The sequence below is a fragment of the Paenibacillus sp. FSL K6-1558 genome (assembly GCF_038002565.1).
Lineage (GTDB): Bacteria > Bacillota > Bacilli > Paenibacillales > Paenibacillaceae > Paenibacillus > Paenibacillus polysaccharolyticus.
In genome coordinates this window covers 791,764-811,934 of sequence record NZ_JBBOCV010000001.1, presented here as the reverse complement: position 1 = coordinate 811,934, position 20,171 = coordinate 791,764, and the positions used below count along the sequence as shown (strand labels likewise).

Annotated in this window: 19 protein-coding genes; 12 read left to right on the top strand and 7 right to left on the bottom strand. The window is 47.1% G+C overall.

What is annotated here, in order from left to right; genetic code table 11:
* Window positions 1–78: 78 nt before the first annotated feature.
* Window positions 79–1,164, bottom strand: coding sequence for a permease (locus MHI38_RS03310; protein ID WP_154891822.1), 1,086 nt, complete (start codon window positions 1,162–1,164; stop codon window positions 79–81).
* A 308-nt stretch (window positions 1,165–1,472) separates the two neighbouring features.
* Between MHI38_RS03310 and MHI38_RS03305 the strand changes: the two genes are divergently transcribed.
* The 7 genes from MHI38_RS03305 to MHI38_RS03275 all read left to right on the top strand — a co-directional run bounded on the left by MHI38_RS03305 (window position 1,473) and on the right by MHI38_RS03275 (window position 7,005).
* Window positions 1,473–2,684: a GTP-binding protein gene (locus MHI38_RS03305; RefSeq protein ID WP_154891823.1), complete on the top strand. Its 1,212-nt coding sequence runs from the start codon at window positions 1,473–1,475 to the stop codon at window positions 2,682–2,684.
* 82 nt (window positions 2,685–2,766) lie between these two features.
* Window positions 2,767–2,916, top strand: coding sequence for a 50S ribosomal protein L33 (gene rpmG / locus MHI38_RS03300; protein ID WP_036613813.1), 150 nt, complete (start codon window positions 2,767–2,769; stop codon window positions 2,914–2,916).
* A gap of 56 nt (window positions 2,917–2,972) precedes the next feature.
* Window positions 2,973–3,680, top strand: coding sequence for a metal ABC transporter ATP-binding protein (locus MHI38_RS03295; RefSeq protein ID WP_154959282.1), 708 nt, complete (start codon window positions 2,973–2,975; stop codon window positions 3,678–3,680).
* Window positions 3,626–4,501 (top strand): iron chelate uptake ABC transporter family permease subunit, encoded by an 876-nt coding sequence (locus MHI38_RS03290; protein ID WP_154891825.1) that lies wholly within the window; start codon window positions 3,626–3,628, stop codon window positions 4,499–4,501. The genes MHI38_RS03295 and MHI38_RS03290 overlap by 55 nt, the downstream gene beginning before the upstream one ends.
* Window positions 4,502–4,524: 23 nt before the next feature.
* Window positions 4,525–5,601, top strand: coding sequence for a metal ABC transporter solute-binding protein, Zn/Mn family (locus tag MHI38_RS03285; protein ID WP_154891826.1), 1,077 nt, complete (start codon window positions 4,525–4,527; stop codon window positions 5,599–5,601).
* A gap of 163 nt (window positions 5,602–5,764) precedes the next feature.
* The gene (locus tag MHI38_RS03280; protein WP_154891883.1) at window positions 5,765–6,256 is read left to right on the top strand and encodes a hypothetical protein; all 492 of its coding nucleotides are present in this window, start codon (window positions 5,765–5,767) and stop codon (window positions 6,254–6,256) included.
* A 41-nt stretch (window positions 6,257–6,297) separates the two neighbouring features.
* Complete coding sequence (locus MHI38_RS03275) at window positions 6,298–7,005, top strand: M50 family metallopeptidase (protein ID WP_090916441.1); 708 nt, start codon at window positions 6,298–6,300, stop codon at window positions 7,003–7,005.
* A gap of 149 nt (window positions 7,006–7,154) precedes the next feature.
* Here MHI38_RS03275 and MHI38_RS03270 read toward each other — a convergent pair whose 3' ends face one another.
* The 5 genes from MHI38_RS03270 to MHI38_RS03250 form a co-directional block, all read right to left on the bottom strand.
* A complete protein-coding gene (locus MHI38_RS03270) occupies window positions 7,155–7,526 on the bottom strand; it encodes a DUF4363 family protein (protein ID WP_154891827.1) in 372 nt (123 codons plus the stop codon).
* A gap of 69 nt (window positions 7,527–7,595) precedes the next feature.
* Window positions 7,596–8,321, bottom strand: coding sequence for a DUF421 domain-containing protein (locus MHI38_RS03265; protein ID WP_341180957.1), 726 nt, complete (start codon window positions 8,319–8,321; stop codon window positions 7,596–7,598).
* 173 nt (window positions 8,322–8,494) lie between these two features.
* Window positions 8,495–9,370 carry an SDR family oxidoreductase gene (locus MHI38_RS03260; protein WP_090916437.1) on the bottom strand — a complete coding sequence of 292 codons (876 nt, stop codon included), beginning with the start codon at window positions 9,368–9,370 and terminating at the stop codon, window positions 8,495–8,497.
* Window positions 9,367–10,434: a mannonate dehydratase gene (gene uxuA / locus MHI38_RS03255; RefSeq protein WP_154891829.1), complete on the bottom strand. Its 1,068-nt coding sequence runs from the start codon at window positions 10,432–10,434 to the stop codon at window positions 9,367–9,369. The genes MHI38_RS03260 and uxuA overlap by 4 nt, the downstream gene beginning before the upstream one ends.
* A 69-nt stretch (window positions 10,435–10,503) precedes the next feature.
* Window positions 10,504–11,190, bottom strand: coding sequence for a GntR family transcriptional regulator (locus tag MHI38_RS03250; RefSeq protein WP_373323176.1), 687 nt, complete (start codon window positions 11,188–11,190; stop codon window positions 10,504–10,506).
* A 270-nt stretch (window positions 11,191–11,460) separates the two neighbouring features.
* Between MHI38_RS03250 and MHI38_RS03245 the strand changes: the two genes are divergently transcribed.
* Together MHI38_RS03245 and MHI38_RS03240 are read left to right on the top strand one after the other, a co-directional pair.
* The gene (locus tag MHI38_RS03245) at window positions 11,461–11,763 is read left to right on the top strand and encodes an ArsR/SmtB family transcription factor (protein WP_154891831.1); all 303 of its coding nucleotides are present in this window, start codon (window positions 11,461–11,463) and stop codon (window positions 11,761–11,763) included.
* 147 nt (window positions 11,764–11,910) lie between these two features.
* Entirely contained in the window at window positions 11,911–13,311 is a 1,401-nt protein-coding gene (locus MHI38_RS03240; protein ID WP_154891832.1) for an aldehyde dehydrogenase, read from the top strand.
* Between the two features lie 45 nt (window positions 13,312–13,356).
* Here the strand turns inward: MHI38_RS03240 and MHI38_RS03235 are convergent, their stop codons facing one another.
* The gene (locus MHI38_RS03235; RefSeq protein WP_090916427.1) at window positions 13,357–14,268 is read right to left on the bottom strand and encodes a helix-turn-helix domain-containing protein; all 912 of its coding nucleotides are present in this window, start codon (window positions 14,266–14,268) and stop codon (window positions 13,357–13,359) included.
* Between the two features lie 222 nt (window positions 14,269–14,490).
* On the opposite strand from MHI38_RS03235, the gene MHI38_RS03230 reads away from it, so the two are divergent.
* The 3 genes from MHI38_RS03230 (at window position 14,491) to MHI38_RS03220 (ending at window position 19,980) form a co-directional block, all read left to right on the top strand.
* On the top strand, window positions 14,491–16,671 hold the full coding sequence (locus tag MHI38_RS03230; protein WP_154891833.1) for a glycoside hydrolase family 52 protein: 2,181 nt from the start codon (window positions 14,491–14,493) through the stop codon (window positions 16,669–16,671).
* A complete protein-coding gene (locus tag MHI38_RS03225) occupies window positions 16,668–18,821 on the top strand; it encodes an alpha-glucuronidase family glycosyl hydrolase (RefSeq protein ID WP_341180956.1) in 2,154 nt (717 codons plus the stop codon). The genes MHI38_RS03230 and MHI38_RS03225 overlap by 4 nt, the downstream gene beginning before the upstream one ends.
* An 85-nt stretch (window positions 18,822–18,906) precedes the next feature.
* A complete protein-coding gene (locus MHI38_RS03220; protein ID WP_261769638.1) occupies window positions 18,907–19,980 on the top strand; it encodes an NAD(P)-dependent alcohol dehydrogenase in 1,074 nt (357 codons plus the stop codon).
* The last annotated feature ends 191 nt before the right edge of the window (window positions 19,981–20,171 follow it).

Genomic DNA, 20,171 nt, shown 5'->3' with positions numbered 1-20,171 from the left:
AACTAATTAACAGCATTAATGATTAATGTTGTTAATAACATAACAAGTACTCTTCAGCTAGAAGCAGTTTCATCTCAATCATCCAAAGAAGTTTACGAGCCAAGACCCGGCAAAAACCAGAAGGATAATCGCCAGACTTAAGCCAATGACAAAACGGGTGCGGAAGGTGGAGAGTAACATAAGCGTGCTTTTGAAATCCAGCATCGGGCCGAGCACAAGGAAGGAAATCAGCGGACCCAAAGCAAACGTATGTGAGAAGGCTGACGCAACAAAAGCATCCGATGTAGAACATAAGGACAGAACATATGCAAAGCCCATCATAAATACATAGGATGCAACCGGGCCATTTCCCAGCGCAACAAGATCACTGCGACTCACAAATGTCTGAATACATGCTGTAATCAATGCTCCAATCACCAAATATTTGCTCATATCGACGAACTCTTCACCGGCATGGATGAAAAAGCTGCGCCAGTCCTTCTTATGGGAGTGATGATGGTCATGGGTGCCTCCGTGCGAGTGAGCGTGGACATCTGAATGTGTATGTGTTGGTTTATGAGAATGAGCTGAGGAAGCCATTTTGAACCCAGGATGTGTCTTTACTTCCGTCATGACCGTTTTGGGCATGCGCAGAGGATTGCGTTTCACAAAAACATACACAAGCCCACCAACGGCAGCAGCCACCGCAAAAGCCAGTCCCATTCGAGCGATGGTGAGCTCTAGATGACTAGGAAATGCCATGAGAGTTGCTGTAAATACAATCGGATTGACGACAGGACCGCTTAGAATGAACGTTACCGCAATATATGCAGGCATGCCTTTATGCATAAGCCGCCGTACAACCGGGATCATTCCGCATTCGCAGATGGGAAAAACAATACCGAGCAGGCCCGCTACAAGCACGCCCCCAACCGGATGTTTGGGGGTCAGTCTTCGCACCATCTCTTCCGATACGAACCATTGCATCAGAGAGGACAGGAACACGCCCATGAGCAGAAAGGGGGCCGCTTCCAGAAAAATACTCACAAATACTGTTTTTATATTTTGCAACGCTTCACTATTCCAGACCTTATTGAGATCCGGGGCGAACGCAATAACAACCGGAACCAGAAAGGCACAGGGAACCAGGAAGGTGAGAAGTTTCAAACTAGCTGCGATTCTCATGAAAAGACCTCCGTAACTAGAACTTTGCTAGAATATATGCTTGTACTTGCCGTAACATACATCGATTCGGGCAGTTAATCAGTTATTTTACGATTAAAAAGTTCGCTCAAAGGGACTCAGTTGACAAGCAAAGGTGGAATAAGGTATAGTTCTCGATGTATTTAATCGTAATGATTACGATTAAATACATCGCCCATATAACTAAATCAGCATAAGTACATCATCCATCATCTTAGTTCACCATCTAGATATCCCGAAAGGTTTCATGGATCACTTAAATTCACCCATAAGAAGTGGAGGAAGCAATAATGTCAGTATCAGAAAAACAACAACATATTCAAAATCGAGTGCCAGTTACGGTTCTTAGCGGTTATCTTGGAGCGGGTAAGACGACATTGCTAAACCACGTGTTACATAATCGGGAGGGCATGCGTGTCGCCGTCATCGTAAACGATCTGAGTGAAGTCAATATTGATGCAGGGTTGATTCGGGACGGGGGCGGTTTATCGAGGATTGATGAGAAGCTGGTGGAGATGTCGAACGGGTGCATCTGCTGCACACTTCGTGAGGATTTGTTAAAAGAGGTGGAGCGGCTTGCGCTGGATGGGTCGTTCGACTACATATTGATTGAATCTACGGGCATTGGCGAACCCGTTCCTGTGGCTCAGACATTTACGTACATTGACGAGGAACTTGGCATTGATCTGACTCGATTCACTCGTCTAGACACGATGGTAACGGTGGTGGATGCCGCTCAGTTTTGGCGTGACTTTTATTCGAAAGAGACGCTTAAGGATCGCGGACAGGAAGCCGGAGAAGATGACGTGCGGGGCATTGTGCATTTGCTGACCGACCAGGTTGAATTTTGCGACGTTCTTGTGCTGAACAAATGTGATCTGGTATCCGAAGAAGAGCTATCGAAGCTGGAAAAAGCACTGCATGCGATGCAGCCAGAGGCCAAGTTGGTTCGCACAACGCATGGACAGATTGATCCGAGAGAAATTTTGAATACCGGTCGGTTTGATTTTGAAAAAGCAAGCCAGTCCGCGGGCTGGATCCGCGAATTGATGAAAGAGGAGCATACGCCTGAGACCGAGGAATACGGTATTCATTCGTTTGTATATCATCGCAAACGCCCATTCCATCCCGAGCGCCTGCTGCGCTGGATTGCCAAATGGCCAGACAGTATCGTTCGTTCCAAAGGGTTAATGTGGATGGCTACTCGCAACCATATGGCCATTTCATTTAGCCATGCGGGTACTTCCAAACAGCTTGCACCCGCGGGAATATGGGTAGGGGCGATGAGTGAGGAAGAGCGGCATCTTCATTTTGGCGACACACTTCCAGCTATTCCGGATTGGAATGAAGAGTGGGGTGACCGGGTGACCAAGCTGGTATTTATTGGGATCGATATGGATCGTGCAGCCATTGAACGAACATTGGATGAGACATTACTTACGGACGAAGAGATGCAGATGAACTGGCGCGAGTTGAAAGATCCTTTTCCGCAGTGGAGCTAAGAGAAACAGTTGACAAAATAAAAGGCTTAGGCTAGTATCAATAAATAGTAATTATTACGAATAAATAAAGGGAGGCAACACCATGAGAGTCATTGTAACCTTAGCATGCACGGAGTGCGGAGATCGCAACTATACAACAACGAAGAACAAGCGCAACCATCCAGAACGTCTGGAGATGAAAAAGTATTCACCTCGTTTGAAGAAGATGACGATTCACCGGGAAACCCGCTAAAAAATTTTGGTTTTTATAAATCGTAATATTTACGAAAAAAAGAAAGAGGTAACACCATGATTTTATCTTCCATGCGTGATGTCGTATTTGGATATGGTAAAGAGCCCGTCATTGATCATCTGTCGTTGGATATTCATGTGGGTGAATTTGTCGGCATCACGGGGCCGAATGGCTCTGCGAAGACAACCATGCTGAAGCTGTTGCTGGGGCTCTTAAAGCCCTGGAGCGGTTCGGTACATATGAATACACAGCAGCTTCGAGGCAAAAAGCTGGAGATCGGTTACGTACCTCAGCAAGTAGCCTCGTTTAATAGTGGTTTTCCCAGTACAGTCATCGAACTCGTGCGATCCGGTTGTTATCACAAGTTAGGTCTTTTTCGGCGATTCACTTCGGACAAAGAAGCGATTGTTGAACGAAGCCTGCGTGAAGTCGGCATGTGGGAATACCGCAACGCACGTGTAGGAGAGCTTTCGGGCGGACAGAAGCAGCGAATCTGTATCGCACGAGCCCTGGCTGGACAGCCGCAAGTGCTTGTGCTGGATGAGCCCACCACCGGGATGGATCGGCGCAGTAGAGAAGGGTTCTATGAATTGATGCGTCACTATGCAGATGTTCATGGTCTCACCATCATTATGGTCACACACGGTCTCGAAGAAGTGGGTAACCGGCTGGATCGAACGATCACCTTGGAGAGACAAGAAAGTGAGGAATGGCAGTGTTTGAGTACGAATTCATGCAACGTGCTTTCTGGGCTGGAGGACTAATTGGAATCATTGCACCTATTTTGGGTGTATATCTGATGCTTAGAAGGCAGGTACTTATGGCTGATACACTTTCTCACGTTTCACTGGCAGGGGTTGCCCTAGGTTCGGTTATGAACCTGAATCCGGTTCTAAGCGGCTTCGCTGTTGCAATCATTGGTGCTCTGCTGGTCGAACAGCTACGGCGAAGCTATCGGACTTACAGTGAGGTGCCGGTTGCAATCATTATGACATCTGGTCTAGCTTTGGCTGTTGTATTAATGAGTCTAAAAATGAATCTTTCCAAAACCTTCAGTTCTTATCTGTTTGGTTCCATCGTCGCAGTGAGTAATATCCAGCTGTGGATGATGGCTGCGGTATGTTTGATTGGATTGACCTTTTTTTTCGTTTTGCGAAGACCGTTGTACAATTTGACATTTGATGAAGAGACTGCCTCCATTGGAGGCGTACAGGTGAAAGGTTTATCATTTGCCTTTGCGATACTAACCGGAATGACCGTGGCCTCTGCGATGCCGATTGTCGGTGTGCTGCTCGTATCTGCACTTATTGTATTGCCGGCAGCATTAGCTTTGAGGGTTGCACGCAGTTTTGCCGCAGCCATTGTTATTTCTATCGTTACAGGATTGATGGGCATTTTTAGCGGGCTCACCGCTTCGTATCAATGGAATACACCTCCGGGAGGAACCATTGCACTCATCCTGTTACTTTTCCTGTTGACTGGAATATCAGCCCAAAAGGTGATTTCACTATACAATCGTAAACGTCATCGCGCCGTCAAGCAGCAGACAGCAACATTATATATTCATTCAAAAAGCAACACATAAAGATGAAATGGGGAATTCAGACTATGAAATTGGGCAAAACTTCAGCGCTGGGAATTATCTTCAGTTTGGCACTTGTTGCAACAGGTTGCGGCCAAAAAACAACAACCTCCAATCCGGATCAAGCTGCTGCAGTTAGTACTCCAGCGGCTTCGGAGCAAAAATTAAATGTAGAGGTCAGCTTTTATCCGATGTATGATTTCACGAAAAATGTAGCGGGCGATCTGGCTGATGTACATACGCTTATTCCGCCAGCCATGGAGCCGCATGATTGGGAACCAACGCCTCAGGACATCGCGAGCATTGAAAAAGCAGATGTTCTCGTCTACAACGGGGCAGGCATGGAGTCCTGGATGGATCAGGTCAAAGACAGCCTAAGCAATAGCAAACTTGTACAGGTGGAAGCCAGTCAAGGGATTAGCATTCGTGAAGGAGGAGAAGAAGAACATGATCACGAACAAGCGGACAAAGCAACAACCACTGAAGAACATGATCACGCAGATGACGCCTCTGCGAAGGAAGGTCACGAGCATGACCATGACGCCGCAACAGGTGAAGAGCATAACCACGACCATGGCGGGCTTGATCCTCACGTGTGGCTGTCACCAGCGCTCGCTATAAAGGAAGTACGCAACATTGAAGCTGGACTTGCCAAAGCGGCCCCTCAGCATGCAAACCAGTTCAAACAGAACGCCGATGCATATATTGCCAAGCTGGAAGCACTGGATCAGGACTTCAAAGCGGCTGTGAAGGACAGCAAACGGAAGGACTTTATTACACAACACGCGGCTTTTGCATATCTGGCAGCGGAGTATGGTTTGCAGCAGGTTCCGATTGCCGGGTTGTCTCCTGAACAGGAACCATCCGCAGCACAGATGGCAACTGTCATTGATTTTGCCAAGGAACACAAGGTGAAAACAATCTTTTTCGAAACACTCGTTTCATCCAAAGTATCTGAAACTATTGCTAAGGAGATTGGAGCCAAGACGGCTGTGTTGAACCCCATCGAAGGTTTAACCGAGGATGAGGTTAAGGCAGGCAAGGACTACATTAGCGTGATGAGAGAGAATCTGGAAGCGCTGAAGCTGGCATTGAACGAATAGGAACTTTAATGAGCATTTGATGCTTTTCGCCGAAAAAGGTACAATATAACAACATGCTGAGGAATGAACGTGACCTATTCCTTTGCCTTTTGCGAAGCAGAGAGCACAGTGATGTGCTCTTTTTCGTTTGAGACGTTTGGATATGCAGACCAGGAGGAACATGATGAACGTACATGAAGAATTTGAGGAACAGGAAGTACTGCTCAGTGAACAGCCTGTACATCTGTGGAGAAGACGGAAACAGGAACTGTTGCACTGGACCGAACGGGACAAACGAACCGTGTCTCCCAAACGGACGGTGATATGGAACGGGGTAGAGGTCGACGCAGAGCTGGTTCGCTCCCTGAGCCTGCTCCATGAAGCAGGGGTGCAGACCGAGTTTTCATGTGCCGGGGTTAGTCCGCTGGATGAGCCTGTCGATCATTCACTATATGCATATGTAACGCTTATCCAGAGCAAAGCCGCCGAACAGTTCGTGAACGATGCCATTTTGCGGATGCGAAATCGACTTTTGGTGACTTTTGAGAAAGGGCGTGGTCGATATGATCTATCTTCTTTTTTCATTGGGCACAATCGCAGCTTTTGCTGGTGGATGGAGCAATGCGCGCTTGACTTCAAAAGACGAAACGAAGCAGGGAAGCCTGACGTACTATAATGGATAGGCTCGCTAGTTGAAGGCAAGGAGGTTTGAACAGAGTGAACAAGTGGCTCAAAACGATCCTTTTTCTAATGGCCTCTGTATTTCTGACCCGATTCATCCCGTTCTCATCCTTGTTCCGTAATCTCGATACGATGATTCATGAATTCGCTCATGCGCTGATGACACTGGTTTTGTCCGGTAAAGTGTTACGCATAGAATTATACGCGGATCATAGCGGTGTCACGTATTCATCTATGCTGACATCGGGGAGAGCGATATTTGTTTCGCTGGCAGGATACATTGGTGCATCGCTTTTTGCATGGCTTCTGTTTTACTTGTACCGCAAAGGGCGGCACATGTGGGGCTTGGGAGTTATGACGGCTGTGGCACTTGTGTCGCTGGTGTTATATGTCAGAGGCGAATTCGGAATGTTGTGGTTGACCGGGTTTATCGCGTTGAATGTAGTTATTATGATTTTTGGTGTGAAAATCGCGAAGTACTACTATCTGCTACTGGCCTTTATTACGCTCGAAGAGTCCGTTGTTAGTGCGATGTATATCGGTTGGGCATCCTGGACCCGTCCATCTCAGGCCGGAGATGCAGCCAATCTGGCGCAACAGACGTTTATGCCAGCTCTGTTCTGGGGTACGCTGTTTGCATTGTTTGCGTTATGGTGTGCAAAGGGAGCTCTTGCACTTTTCTTCCGAAAAGAAGGAACGGCAAGTCCCTCGAAGTCGAAATCCCGTGGATTAAACAGAGCATAGAACGTAATGTAGATAGGGCGAAAGTCCGAAGGATGAACAAAGAACACTTCCTTTTTTTAAAAGGAGGTGTTTTTATATCGTTTTTTTGTTTTGTACCACTCAGCATAATTTGCGGGTTAGTTTCAACTCTCTTTGGATAGTGCGAAGTGTTAGTCCCCGAGGTTATCCCATAAGGCATAAAAATAATAAATTTCCTCCATAATCGCTTGATCATCCTGCGCCGCAATACCGCCCTGGATTCGTGCAAGTGCGCCCAGAATATCATAAATACTTTCACGCTCCACGCTGAATTGAATGCGGTTGACGATCCGATGCCAAGCTTGCATGGCATACTCGATCTGACCTTTGGCTTGAGTCCACTGCTTGTCCAGAACCTGCTTCTCCAGCTTCTGGATGGATTCCAGTAAGCGATCTTGCGTGCCAAAAGGTTTTTTGAGCCAAGGGCCGCTAATCATGATCGCGATGAACAGCAAAAGCATGATAATGGGGATCGTATAGAGAAGCCATTTATGCTTTTTCATTTCCGAACCTCCCGGGACAAGTTTGGTCAGATTGTTTTTATGAGTTCAGATATACTAGATTCATTCAGATCAGTTGCGTTTTTTTTCCTCATCCGTGCTGGTCATGTCTGATAACCGATCCTTATACAAATCGATATATAACTTGTCATTCGGTAGAATGGCAGCAAATGCAATGTCCTGAATCGTCAGGTTTTGTTTTTTCAATTGTTCGGTTAACCAGCTGCTGTCCTTATTCCGCTCCGCCAGTTTTTCTTTCATTAATACACCGTCGATAATAAGCTCGGTCATGAGTTTCTGGGATGGTGGGCGCATGTGCATATCCTTTGCGGTTACGGGCTGATTCTCCGGTTTCAAAGCAATGGATAGGGTGCCATCCGGCTCTAAAATGCCATAATCGACCGTGGTCAGGTCAAATACATCCTTTTGCCGTAGCATCATGGTGAGTTCGTCGAACTTCACGCGCATTTGATTCAGATTTTGTTCCAGAATTTTGCCATTCTGAATGACCAGGGTGGGATCGGAGTCCATAATTTGGGAGAAGGCTCGGCTTTTCAGCGTAATGTATTGAAAAATGATGGTGATCAAGGTGAAGATGGTTAACGCTACAAAATGAATCCACGCTTTGGACGACAAATCCGTGGCAAACGTACCGGCAATGGAGCCAATCGTAATGCCGTTAATATAATCAAAATAGGTCAGGTTGCCCATTTGTTGTTTTCCCAAAACCCTCGTATAGACAATTAAGGTGAGAAAAGCGATAATCGCTCGCACAGCAACGACCGTAGTTTCCTCCATCATATATGCATCACCACCCTTTACACCCTCAATCCTTGCCCACAACGATGCAATTTATTCCTTATCACTTGAGGATCAAATCAACGTCAAAAAAACCGAAGCCCGTGAGCATATCACGAGGTTCGGTTGGATTGTGAATCTGTTTCAGACAATCGATGTATTCAAAAAGAAGACTACACCCCGGAATAAGCCATGAATCCGCCGTCTACAGGCACAACAATACCCGTTACAAAGCCGGACTGATGCTCATCTGCCAGCCACATTAACGTACCGAGCAGATCCTCCGGTTTACCAAAACGGCGCATTGGGGTATGCGCAATAATTTTGCTGGAACGCTCCGTAGGTGAGCCGTCTGGCTGTAAGAGCAAGTTGCGGTTCTGCTCGGTCAGGAAGAAGCCTGGAGCAATCGCATTGACTCGAATCCCCGACTCTGCCAGATGCACAGCGAGCCATTGTGTAAAATTGTTAATAGCCGCCTTGGCAGCACTATACGCAGGTACTTTGGTCATAGGAGATGGGGCACTCATGGACGATATATTGATGACCGTAGCCGGTACATCGCGCTCAATCATGTGTTTGGCAAAAATTTGAGTAGGGATGAGGGAGCCGACAAAGTTCAGATCCATGACCTGCCGAAACCCCTCTACACTTACATCAAAAAAGGTGGTCACATCAGGATTACCCAAATCCTCCGGTTTAAAAATTTCATTTGTTGTGTTGGCACTGGCGTTATTGCCGCCAGCACCATTAATCAATATGTCACATGGGCCGAGTTGCTCTCGAACAATATCTGCCGCCGCCTGAACACTTTCGGCTTGGGTGACATCACATGCAACGGCAATGGCACGGCCACCTGCTTTTTCAATTGCGGATGCAACGTCTTGACCTTTGGATACCGTCCGGTTCAGGATGGCCACCTTGGCGCCGTGTCTTGCGAGTTCTTCAGCCATGGAGCGGCATAATACGCCTGCCCCTCCGGTAATCACGGCTGTTTTACCTTGAAGGCGAGAAGTACGCTCCAGATTCAGGTTCGAATGGTGTTCGCTCATGCGTTTGCCCTCCTTTGTAGTGAATCCCAGACACCCCAGAGATACATAATTCCGAGTGCACGATCATATAGTCCATAGCCTGGTCTACATTCTTCTCCCCACAGATGTCGACCGTGGTCCGGTCTGGCGTATCCTTCAAAACCAATATCGTGATAGGCTTCTACAACACCCGCGATATCTACACTTCCGTCCTGACTGCGGTGAGAGGTTTCGATAAAGTCACCATTTTCATAGACCTTCACATTCCGGATGTGAGCAAACGGAATCCGATCACTGAACTCATGAATCATACCGATGATATCATTGTCTGGATTGGCACCGAGAGATCCGCTACACAGCGTTACACTATTCGCCGGACTATCATATAGATTCAGGTATCTGCGAACATTGTCCTGATTGATTATAATTTTAGGCAGACCAAAGATCGGCCAAGGCGGGTCATCGGGATGAATCGCCATTCGAATGCCAAGCCGCTCGGCGGTAGGAATGATCTCTTGCAGGAAGTAACGTGCGTTCTCCCACATATCGTCTTCGGTCACATCTTTATAGGCTTCAAACAAACCTGTGAGATACTGCAGTCGTTCCGGTTCCCAGCCCGGCATCGTGAGGGTGGAGTTTTCATTGATTTTGCGAACCAGTTCCAGTGGTTCAATGTTTTCAATTTTGCTAGCTTCATAGAAGAGGGCTGTTGATCCGTCCTCCATTTCTTTGTGCAGATCCGTACGCAACCAATCGAAGATCGGCATAAAATTATAACAGATCACTTTGACACCCACTTGGGCAAGTTTCTCCATGGTTTTAATGTAGTTGCTAATATATTTATCCCGTGAAGGCAGTCCAAGCTTGATATCTTCATGAATATTAACACTTTCTACGACATCCAGATGTAGTCCGGCTTGGTCCGCAGCTGTCTTGACAGCAAGTATTTTGTCCATCGGCCATTCTTCGCCTGCAGGAACATCATGTAGTGCCCATACAATGCCTTCGACGCCCGGAATTTGCCGGATCTGATCCAGCGATACCGTATCATTGCCTTCGCCAAACCAGCGAAAAACCATCTTCATCTCATTCACCTCATCCTCATTAGTGGAAGAAACAACATGTATTACGATGTGCAAGCAGGAATTCTGTACTTATTGGAAATAGGAAGGATATGTACTCCGCAGAACAGCCAGATCCGTCACTGTCAGATACAGATGTTCCTGCATCAGACGTTCTGCTTTCTCTGCATCATGCTGCTGAATCGCCTGAACCATGGATCGGTGCTGCTCGATTAAGTGATCCCAATGATGATCGGAAGACAGACGGAGCATCCGGCTTCGATTCAAATGCACATTCATCTGCTGAATCACCGTCCAGGTGTTGCTTTTGTTACAGCCAGCAAAAAGACTGCTATGGAACTCCTCATCCAGTTGAAACATGCGTTCATCATCCGGTTCGCTCAGGCATTGCTGCTGCTCTGCAAGATTGTGTTCAAGGGCCAACATCTGCTCTTCTGGAAATTGTGCACAAGCTAGACGGATGACAGCTCGCTCCAGCTGCTCGCGCATAAATCGGGCTTCTTCGACGAGATCCAGTTGAATCAGAGAGACATACGTTCCACGCTGGGGATACACTTCCAGCAGACCTTCCTGAGCGAGCCGGACAAAACTTTCTCGCACAGGAGTCCGGCTAACCTGAAAGTCCAGGGCGATTTCTTTCTCCGAAATGGCCGTACCCGGAGGCAACTGCAGACTCAAAATCTGTCGTTTCAGCGTGTCATAGACCAAATCTCGCGTCGAGTAGGATTGCTTGTTCAACGCCGAGAGGTGGCCTGACAAGGGCGATAAACCGGCTTTGGATGATAATCTGGGGGTATGTTCCACAACTTCAACTCCTTCATTGCCATACTACCATACAAGTATGGTAGAGTGGAAGCGTTTTATTTATAAAAGATTGTTGTTCTAAGCTGTTTTTCTTGAAATTTGAGATATTAGGAAGTACAATTCAATTTATAGGTTTAAATGTTTAAACGAATGAAAGTAAAAACTATAAAGTTCGTAGAATGATAGTTAATAGATAGAACGCAGAATGATAATCGAGGTGTAAATATGGGTCAGAAGGCCATAACCATTTTCCAAACATGTATCCCGCTGTTTCAAGTTCTGAGTGACAACCATCGCCAATCGATTTTGCTCATGCTGAGCGAAAAAGGGCATATGACAGTGAATGAGATTACGGAGCAGTCCAGTCTGTCCCGTCCAGCGATATCCCACCATTTGAAGTTGCTGCTGGAGAAAGGGCTCATTTCCGTGGAACAGAAGGGAACGCAGCGTTATTATTCAGCTTCGCTGCACGCTTCCGTCGATCTGCTTAAACAGCTTGTAGCTGCGCTTGAAGAGGAATGCCTATAAATAAGTAGCTGATTCAGCGCTCGATTAATCTACAGTCAGATTGCACAACAACAAGAAAAGACTTAACATGCTACGGCATGTAACGTATAGGTTCGTCAGTTTAAACCTTTCATCAATAATCTTTTCCAACGAAGGAGAGTGAGCATTATGACCACGTTTCAAGAATTAACACACGAAGATGTACACGTCATTCTGGAGAAACAACGTACATTTTTCCGTTCCGGTGCCACGAGACCAGCGGAAGTTCGAATAGAGCGTTTGAGACGTTTAAAACAGGCCATTCAGAAACATGAATCCGGATTGACCGAGGCACTGTATCAAGACTTGGGGAAAAGTGAATTTGAGTCGTATACGACAGAGATTGGATTTATGCTCGACAGCATTACACACACGATGCGTAAAATCAAAAAGTGGGCGAAGCCTGTTAAGGTTAGAACTCAAGTGGCGCTTATTGGCTCCAAAAGTTATATCTTTCCTGAACCGTATGGTGCGGTGCTTATTATTGGGCCGTTCAATTATCCTTTTCAACTCCTTATCGAACCACTGGTTGGTGCGATTGCCGCGGGCAATACGGCGGTGCTCAAAGCGTCAGAGAACACCCCGGCTGTATCGGCTGTTGTGAAGAAATTGATTGGTGAAGTATTTGAGCCGGAATATGTACAAGTGGTCGAAGGAGCCAAAGACACAACAACAGCGCTTATCCATGCATCGTTCGACTATATCTTTTTTACAGGCAGTGTACCCGTTGGTAAAATCGTGATGGAGGCCGCAGCGAAAAACCTTGTTCCTGTTACGCTGGAGCTTGGAGGGAAAAGTCCTGTCATCGTGGATGAGCAGGCGGATATTCAAGTTGCGGCCGAACGTATTATTTGGGGCAAACTGCTGAACACAGGGCAAACTTGTATCGCCCCGGATTATTTGCTTGTACATGAGCGTGTAAAACAGCCTTTAATTGATGCGATGAAAGCTGCGATAGTAACCTTCTTTGGAACGGATATTCAGCATAACAAGGACTATGGGCGCATCGTGAACAAGTCACACTTTAAACGTTTGACCGCATTAATTGAACGAGACTGGGACCAGGTCATCTATGGAGGCTCTTCCGATGAAGAGGATCGCTTTATTGAGCCGACCCTAATTGATGCGGAATCGTGGAATGCAGCTACGATGGAGGATGAGATCTTTGGGCCGATTTTGCCGATGATCAGTTATAATCATCTAGATGATGCAATTGGCGAAATTATTAAACGACCAAAGCCGTTAGCCTTGTACCTGTTCACATCCGATTCAGCTGTTCAGGATAAAGTGTTAAACGAGGTTTCTTTTGGCGGAGGATGCATTAACGATACGATTACACATGTGGCCAATCCACGGCTACCGTTTGGAGGAGTAGGTCATTCTGGTATTGGCTCGTACCATGGACGGTACAGCTTCGAGACCTTTTCACATATGAAAAGTGTTTTGAAAAAGAGTACCAAGCTTAATCCGCATATGCTGTACCCGCCTTACAATAACAAATTGAATCTGATCAAACGTTTGCTGAAATAACGATATGTAACGTAAACATCAAATAGAACAGCCTGCTGCTGGACATTACTCCAGAGCAGGCTGTTCCTGTCTATATTGTGAAGGGGACTTCCCCGACCACCGTTTGAATTGACGGCTAAAATGGGCGATATCCTTATATCCAAGCATCACTGCGATATTTTGTACAGAGAGCTGCGGATTACCTAGTAAAACTTTGGCCTCGTGCAGCACCATTTGGGATAGAACGGTACGGGGGGACTGCCCGAATATTTGTTTGAAAACACGATTGCAATGCGAAGTACTGATGCCGAGTTCTGCGGCGATATCATCGATCCCATAGTGGCTGTCGGATTCATCGCCTTGTTTGAATTGCTGGCTCATTAGTCCTTGAAGCCGAGTACGAATCTGATGCGCCAGTTCAATCCGTTCGTACCCACCCGCAAACGTCTGGACTGCTTCCTGAGACACCGTCTCCCAGAGGTGACCAAACAGCTCAAATACCGCGGATTGCAGTTGCATGCGCTGTACCATAGCACTGGGGGATTGATCGTGGGCAGAGGACATGAGCTTGTGCAGCACAGGTTCAATCTGCCGGGTAACCGGGCTGTCTGCTCCGAATAATACTTGCTTGATTCGTGCCAGAAGAGAGAGAAACAGCTGATCATCAATATCAAAATGCATACAGAAGTAGGTGAAGCCTTGTCCGCTTCGGCTCTGGCTGGAATGAATGCTTCCCGGAGGGATCAGCAGGAGCTCGCCAGCGTTTTGTACATACAAAGTACCGTTTATGGTCATATACTGCACACCCTCTGTTACATAATTGAGCTCATATTGAGGATGCTCGTGCGCCGGATAGTCCCAATCGGGTCCGACACTGCGCAGATGAATGGCGAACAAGTTAACGGTGGTTTGCACATCTGGGTAAAACACTTCATGCACACTTTCTCCCAGATCGGGAGGTAAATACGTGGAAGACATTTGAATTCCTCCTTATGTTGGGTCATGTTACGCTATGTTATGTACATATTTAAAACGAATTTATTAAAATTTTAAAAGTGTAACCGCTTTATATTTTATCATATTTCAGCTTGATTTGGGTAAATATCCGATTGATTTGTTCATGGTCTGGACGGACACTGCGTGATAGGATGGGGCTAATGAAAACGCATGCATATCTTATTCCGAGAGAGGTTATGAAGAATGAGTACATCCAATTCTATTTTTTACAATGCTCATCACGCACCAATCGGTGCATTTGCCAGTTTCACGCTAGGTTACAAAGGGGCTAAAGGTGGGCTGGGGCTTGAACTTGGGAAGCCGGCTGACCAAAACGTATATATAGGATTACAAGCTTGTGATGGAGAGCATTATCAGGCTTTGCCTTTTTATGAAGCGAGTGAAGATGAGAGTAGACGTTATGATGTGGAGAAGCTGGACAGTGGAAGTCAAGCTGACGGTGCGGGGGCAAAGCCGTTGATCTCTGCGTTTCGGGATGAAGACATTACTCGGGAGTTCACTTCGGGGACAGATACATGGAATGCAGGAGATCTTGAATTCCGTATTTATTCGCCTGTACGTCCCGTTCCGCATCCGAAGAGTGCAGATCGTGAAGCGCTGATGGATGCACTCGTACCCGCAGTGTTGGTCGAGATGACCATTGACAACAGCCAAGGCGAGAAAACCCGTAAAGGGTACTTCGGTTATCAAGGTAGTGATCCGTATTCTGCGATGCGTTTAATTGGTGGACCAGAGGGAGGTCCATTGACAGGGGTTGGACAAGGGCGTCTGACAGCTATTGTGTCGAAAAATGAAGGTCTGTGGCCTGCACGCGGATTTACGCTGGAGAAAATTTTAGAGGAAAAACATCGTGACAATCTGGCATTTGGCTTAGGATCTACATCGGTATTACTGATGGAAGTTCCGGCAGGCCAGAAACGCACGTTCCAATTCGCGGTATGTTTCTATCGGGGAGGAATTGTAACTACCGGTATGGACACCACATATTGGTACACACGTTACTTTGCTGACATTCTGCAAGCGGGTGAGTATGCACTCGATCGTTTTGATGCATTGACTGCATCCTGTGCCGAAGTAGATCGGCGACTTGGAACGGAAGCGCTTAGCGAAGATCAGTCCTATATGCTTGCTCATTCCATCCACAGCTACTATGCGAGCACCCAACTGCTCGATGCAGATGGCGAGCCGCTTTGGATTGTGAATGAAGGCGAATATCGGATGATGAATACGCTGGATCTGACCGCAGATCAGCTGTACTTCGAGCTTGCTCTTAATCCATGGACTGTTCGTAATGAGCTGGAGTGGTTTGTGAAGCGTTATAGTTATACGGATCAGGTTCGCTTCCCTGGAGAAGAGACACTTCATCCGGGCGGCATTACGTTTACACATGATATTGGAATCGCCAATGTATTTTCCCGTCCGGGTCATTCGGCGTATGAACTCGTCGGCATCGATGACTGTTTCTCTCAGATGAGCCATGAAGAGCTTGTCAATTGGCTTTGCTGCGCAACGGTATATATTGAGCAGACGCAAGATCGGGAGTTTGTGACGGAGATGTTGCCGGTTATTCAGGAATGCTTCCAAAGTATGCTTAACCGTGACCATCCAGAAGAAGATCAACGTAATGGCTTAATGGGACTGGATAGCAGCCGTACACAAGGCGGGGCAGAGATAACCACGTACGACAGTTTGGACGTATCCCTTGGACAATCGCGGAACAATATCTATCTTGCGGGTAAATGCTGGGCTGTCTATGTTGCACTCGAAAAGTTGTTTGCAGCCGAGAAGCTCGCAGAGCTGTCTCATCAGGCAGGAAAACAAGCAGATCGCTGCGCGGCAAGCGTCGCTGCTCAATTGACTGATGGAGGTTACATCCCGGCGGTTATTGCGGAAAATAACGATTCGCGTATCATTCCGGCGATTGAAGGTCTGGTATTCCCGTATTTTACAGGTTGTGAAGCGGCACTCGATGTTAACGGTCGGTTCGGACCCTATATCAAGGCACTGCATACACATCTAAAAACGGTGCTAGTTCCAGGAATATGTCTGTTTGAAGATGGTGGCTGGAAGCTGTCTTCGACAAGCAACAACTCCTGGTTGAGCAAAATCTATTTGTCCCAATTTATCACACGTGAGATTCTGGGTGTGGAGTGGGATGAGACTGGGAAAGCAGCGGATGCAACTCATGTGGAATGGTTGCTTCATCCGAAGGAATCCTACTGGTGCTGGAGTGACCAGATCTTATCCGGTGTTGCTGTCGGCAGCAAATATTATCCACGTGGCGTAACTTCTATACTGTGGTTGCTTGAAGGCAAAAATAATCGTCTTGCACAGATCTATGCAAGCAAGGAGGCTGTACAATGAGTCAAACTACCGTACAATCTGGACTGTCCGGCCCGCAATATGAAGCATGGCTAGGTTATCATGTTGCACTACCAGAAGCGAAAGGGGCTACGGGAACGAGAACGGCAGCTCCTCTCTGGAGCCGGCAAATTGATGTACAGGAACAGCATCTGGTCATCGATACCGCTCTTACCGAGCTCAAGCAAGGGCTCGGTAAGTTATACGGTGAACAGCCTGTCATTCGCCATTCTCAGACCCAAAGCACGGATTCAGACGAACAACGTAAACCTTCAATCCGAGTGGGCACCTGGGCAGGGAACAATCAGGTGACAAGTGCGTTTACGGAGGCGGAACGTGCTGCTGTACAGGGTGAGGGTTTTATCATTCGTGAAGATGAGTCTCGCCAGGAACTGATTATTGGTTCAGAGACGCCGCAAGGTGTTTTATATGCTGTTTTTCATTTGCTTCGTGAACTGACATTAAAGCAAGGTAAGTCAGAAGAGGCCGGTTCGGCTCTTGACGGAGAGAAGCCTTTATTTATTACAGAGCAACCCGTGAATCAACTGCGCATGATTAATCAGTGGGATAATGTGGACGGCAGTATTGAGCGGGGATATGCCGGGCGTTCTATTTTTTACGAAAACGATGAGTTCACACAGGATTTAGGGCGGATCCGAGACTATGCCCGATTACTGGCTTCAACCGGAATCAATGCGATAACGATTAATAACGTGAATGTGCATAAACAAGAGAGTCTGTTTCTGACAGAGCGATACCTTGGTGATGTTGCGAAGGTAGCGGCTGAATTCAGAGCGTATGGTATTCGCTTGTTTCTTTGTGCCAATTACGCCAGTCCAATCGAAGTTGGTGGCTTGCAGACAGCTGATCCACTGGATGATCAGGTACGTGAGTGGTGGAAGATTCAAACGGCGAAGGTGTACGCTGCGATTCCGGATTTTGGCGGATATGTGATCAAGGCCGATTCTGAAAATCGTCCGGGGCCTTTCACATACAATCGTGACCATGCAGACGGTGCAAACATGCTTGCAGAAGCCCTTCGTCCCTTTGGCGGACTTGTCATCTGGCGGTGCTTCGTATACGACTGCAAGCAGGACTGGCGGGATCGTACTACAGATCGGGCTCGCGCGGCTTATGACCACTTTAAACCGCTAGACGGACGGTTTGCAGACAATGTCATTTTGCAGATTAAAAATGGACCTATGGATTTTCAGGTTAGAGAAGCAGTATCCCCTTTATTCGGGGCGATGGAGAATACGAATCAAGTGATCGAGTTCCAGATTACGCAAGAATACACAGGACAACAGCGTCATCTGGCTTATCTTGTGCCACAGTGGAAGGAAATTCTGGATTTTGACACGTATGCCAAGGGCAAAGGCTCAGAGATCAAGCGCATTGCAGACGGTTCGCTCTATCAGCGCCAGTACAGTGGATTTGCGGCTGTATCCAACATCGGTGCGGATGCAAGTTGGACAGGCCATCCGCTGGCTCAAGCGAATTTGTACGGATATGGCAGACTGGGGTGGAATCCTGAGCTCTCGGCAGAAGCCATCGCAGATGAATGGGTGAGATTAACGTTTGGACATGATGAGCAAGTCGTAGAGCGGGTTACGGGTATGTTGCTGTCTTCACTTGACATCTATGAAAATTATACTGCACCTCTCGGTGTAGGCTGGATGGTAAACCCGGATCATCATTACGGACCTAATGTGGATGGTTACGAGTATTCCAAATGGGGAACGTATCACTTTGCGGACTGTCATGGAATTGGGGTTGATCGGACGGTGAAGAGTGGTACAGGTTATACTTCCCAATATCATGCGGAAAATGCAGCAAGATATGAATCACTGGAGACTTGTCCCGATGAGTTAATTCTCTTTTTCCATCACGTCCCGTACACGCATGTGTTACATTCCGGTAAAACGGTTATCCAGCACATCTACGATACTCATTTCGAAGGTGCTGCGCAGGCTGAAGCTTTACTCGAAACATGGAGAGAGCTGGAAGGTAAAGTGGATCCAGTCATCTTTAACAAGGTAGCTGCGCTGCAGGAGGAACAGGCAGATCACGCGAAGGAATGGCGCGATATGATTAACACGTATTTTTATCGCAAGAGCGGTATTCAGGATGAGCAAGCTCGAAAAATCTACTAATAATCATGCATGAAATAAACATGTACGAAAGTACGCAATGTTTTCTTTGAAACGAGAGACAGCACTGACATGCATAAGGAGGAGAATGCGTATGAGTGAACACGAACTGCCCGTAACGATGAAGGCTGCCGTCATGACAAAGCCTGGACATATTATCATTGAGGATCAACCTGTTCCCAGACCTTCATCCAATGAAGTGCTTATTAAGGTAATGGCCGTAGGCGTTTGTGGATCTGATGTACACTATTTTGAGCATGGTCGCATTGGCAGATTTGTTGTGGAGAAACCGATTATTCTTGGCCATGAATGTGCGGGGATTATCGTTGCGGTTGGTGCAGACGTTGCCCGAGTGAAGGTGGGGGAGCGAGTTGCCATTGAACCTGGAGTGACTTGCGGACGCTGTACAGCTTGTAAGGAAGGACGTTACAATCTGTGTCCTGAAGTTCAATTCCTGGCAACCCCTCCGGTCGATGGAGCATTCGTGCAGTACATGGTCATACGAGAGGATATGGTATTTCCAATCCCGGATCACCTGACCTTTGAGGAAGCAGCCATGAATGAACCGTTTTCCGTTGGTATTCATGCCGCTCGCAGGAGTAAACTGGCTCCAGGAACGACACTGGCTATTATGGGAATGGGCCCCGTCGGACTGATGGCTGTTGCGGCAGCGAAATCCTTCGGAGTAGAGGCCATCATTGTCACGGATCTAGAGGAAGTCCGGCTTGAGGCCGCACGCCGGATGGGAGCAACGCACACCATCAATGTGCGTCATGAGGATGCGCTTGCTGTGATTCGGGAAATTACCGAGGGCATCGGAGTGGATACAGCCTGGGAGACGGCAGGTAATCCCAAAGCACTGCAGTCGGCGCTATATTCTCTTCGCAGAGGTGGTAAGCTGGCCATTGTTGGATTGCCCGCCCAGGATGAGATTGCAATCAATGTCCCGTTTATTGCCGACAATGAAGTCGATATCTATGGCATATTCCGTTATGCCAATACGTATCCTGCGGGGGTAGCCTTTTTAAGTTCGGGACAGCATGATGTGATGTCTTTGATCACCGATCGATACCCCCTTGAAGAGACACAACAGGCAATGGAGAGGGCGCTGCATAACAAAAGCGGTAGTCTTAAAGTGATGGTTTACCCGAACGGTATGTAATAAGAAAAGAGTGTGGGTTCTGTACACATATGTGTACAGGACCTTTTTTTAATTGTAACGGGAGTAGTCGTAATTTTTTTGTTTTTTCCGCATGAAAGGCATGGACAACCTGCCAGCACATGGTATAATTCATGTTGATTTTAATATATAAATGAAAACACATGATTACAGTTACTCATATTTTGGCGAAA

Coding starts and splice junctions, on each gene's coding strand:
- MHI38_RS03310 (WP_154891822.1), bottom strand. CDS start 1,164: ATGAGAATCGCAGCTAGTTTGAAACTTCTCACCTTCCTGGTTCCCTGT.
- MHI38_RS03305 (WP_154891823.1), top strand. CDS start 1,473: ATGTCAGTATCAGAAAAACAACAACATATTCAAAATCGAGTGCCAGTT.
- rpmG (WP_036613813.1), top strand. CDS start 2,767: ATGAGAGTCATTGTAACCTTAGCATGCACGGAGTGCGGAGATCGCAAC.
- MHI38_RS03295 (WP_154959282.1), top strand. CDS start 2,973: ATGATTTTATCTTCCATGCGTGATGTCGTATTTGGATATGGTAAAGAG.
- MHI38_RS03290 (WP_154891825.1), top strand. CDS start 3,626: ATGGCAGTGTTTGAGTACGAATTCATGCAACGTGCTTTCTGGGCTGGA.
- MHI38_RS03285 (WP_154891826.1), top strand. CDS start 4,525: ATGAAATTGGGCAAAACTTCAGCGCTGGGAATTATCTTCAGTTTGGCA.
- MHI38_RS03280 (WP_154891883.1), top strand. CDS start 5,765: ATGAACGTACATGAAGAATTTGAGGAACAGGAAGTACTGCTCAGTGAA.
- MHI38_RS03270 (WP_154891827.1), bottom strand. CDS start 7,526: ATGAAAAAGCATAAATGGCTTCTCTATACGATCCCCATTATCATGCTT.
- MHI38_RS03265 (WP_341180957.1), bottom strand. CDS start 8,321: ATGGAGGAAACTACGGTCGTTGCTGTGCGAGCGATTATCGCTTTTCTC.
- MHI38_RS03260 (WP_090916437.1), bottom strand. CDS start 9,370: ATGAGCGAACACCATTCGAACCTGAATCTGGAGCGTACTTCTCGCCTT.
- uxuA (WP_154891829.1), bottom strand. CDS start 10,434: ATGAAGATGGTTTTTCGCTGGTTTGGCGAAGGCAATGATACGGTATCG.
- MHI38_RS03245 (WP_154891831.1), top strand. CDS start 11,461: ATGGGTCAGAAGGCCATAACCATTTTCCAAACATGTATCCCGCTGTTT.
- MHI38_RS03240 (WP_154891832.1), top strand. CDS start 11,911: ATGACCACGTTTCAAGAATTAACACACGAAGATGTACACGTCATTCTG.
- MHI38_RS03235 (WP_090916427.1), bottom strand. CDS start 14,268: ATGTCTTCCACGTATTTACCTCCCGATCTGGGAGAAAGTGTGCATGAA.
- MHI38_RS03230 (WP_154891833.1), top strand. CDS start 14,491: ATGAGTACATCCAATTCTATTTTTTACAATGCTCATCACGCACCAATC.
- MHI38_RS03225 (WP_341180956.1), top strand. CDS start 16,668: ATGAGTCAAACTACCGTACAATCTGGACTGTCCGGCCCGCAATATGAA.
- MHI38_RS03220 (WP_261769638.1), top strand. CDS start 18,907: ATGCGTATGAGTGAACACGAACTGCCCGTAACGATGAAGGCTGCCGTC.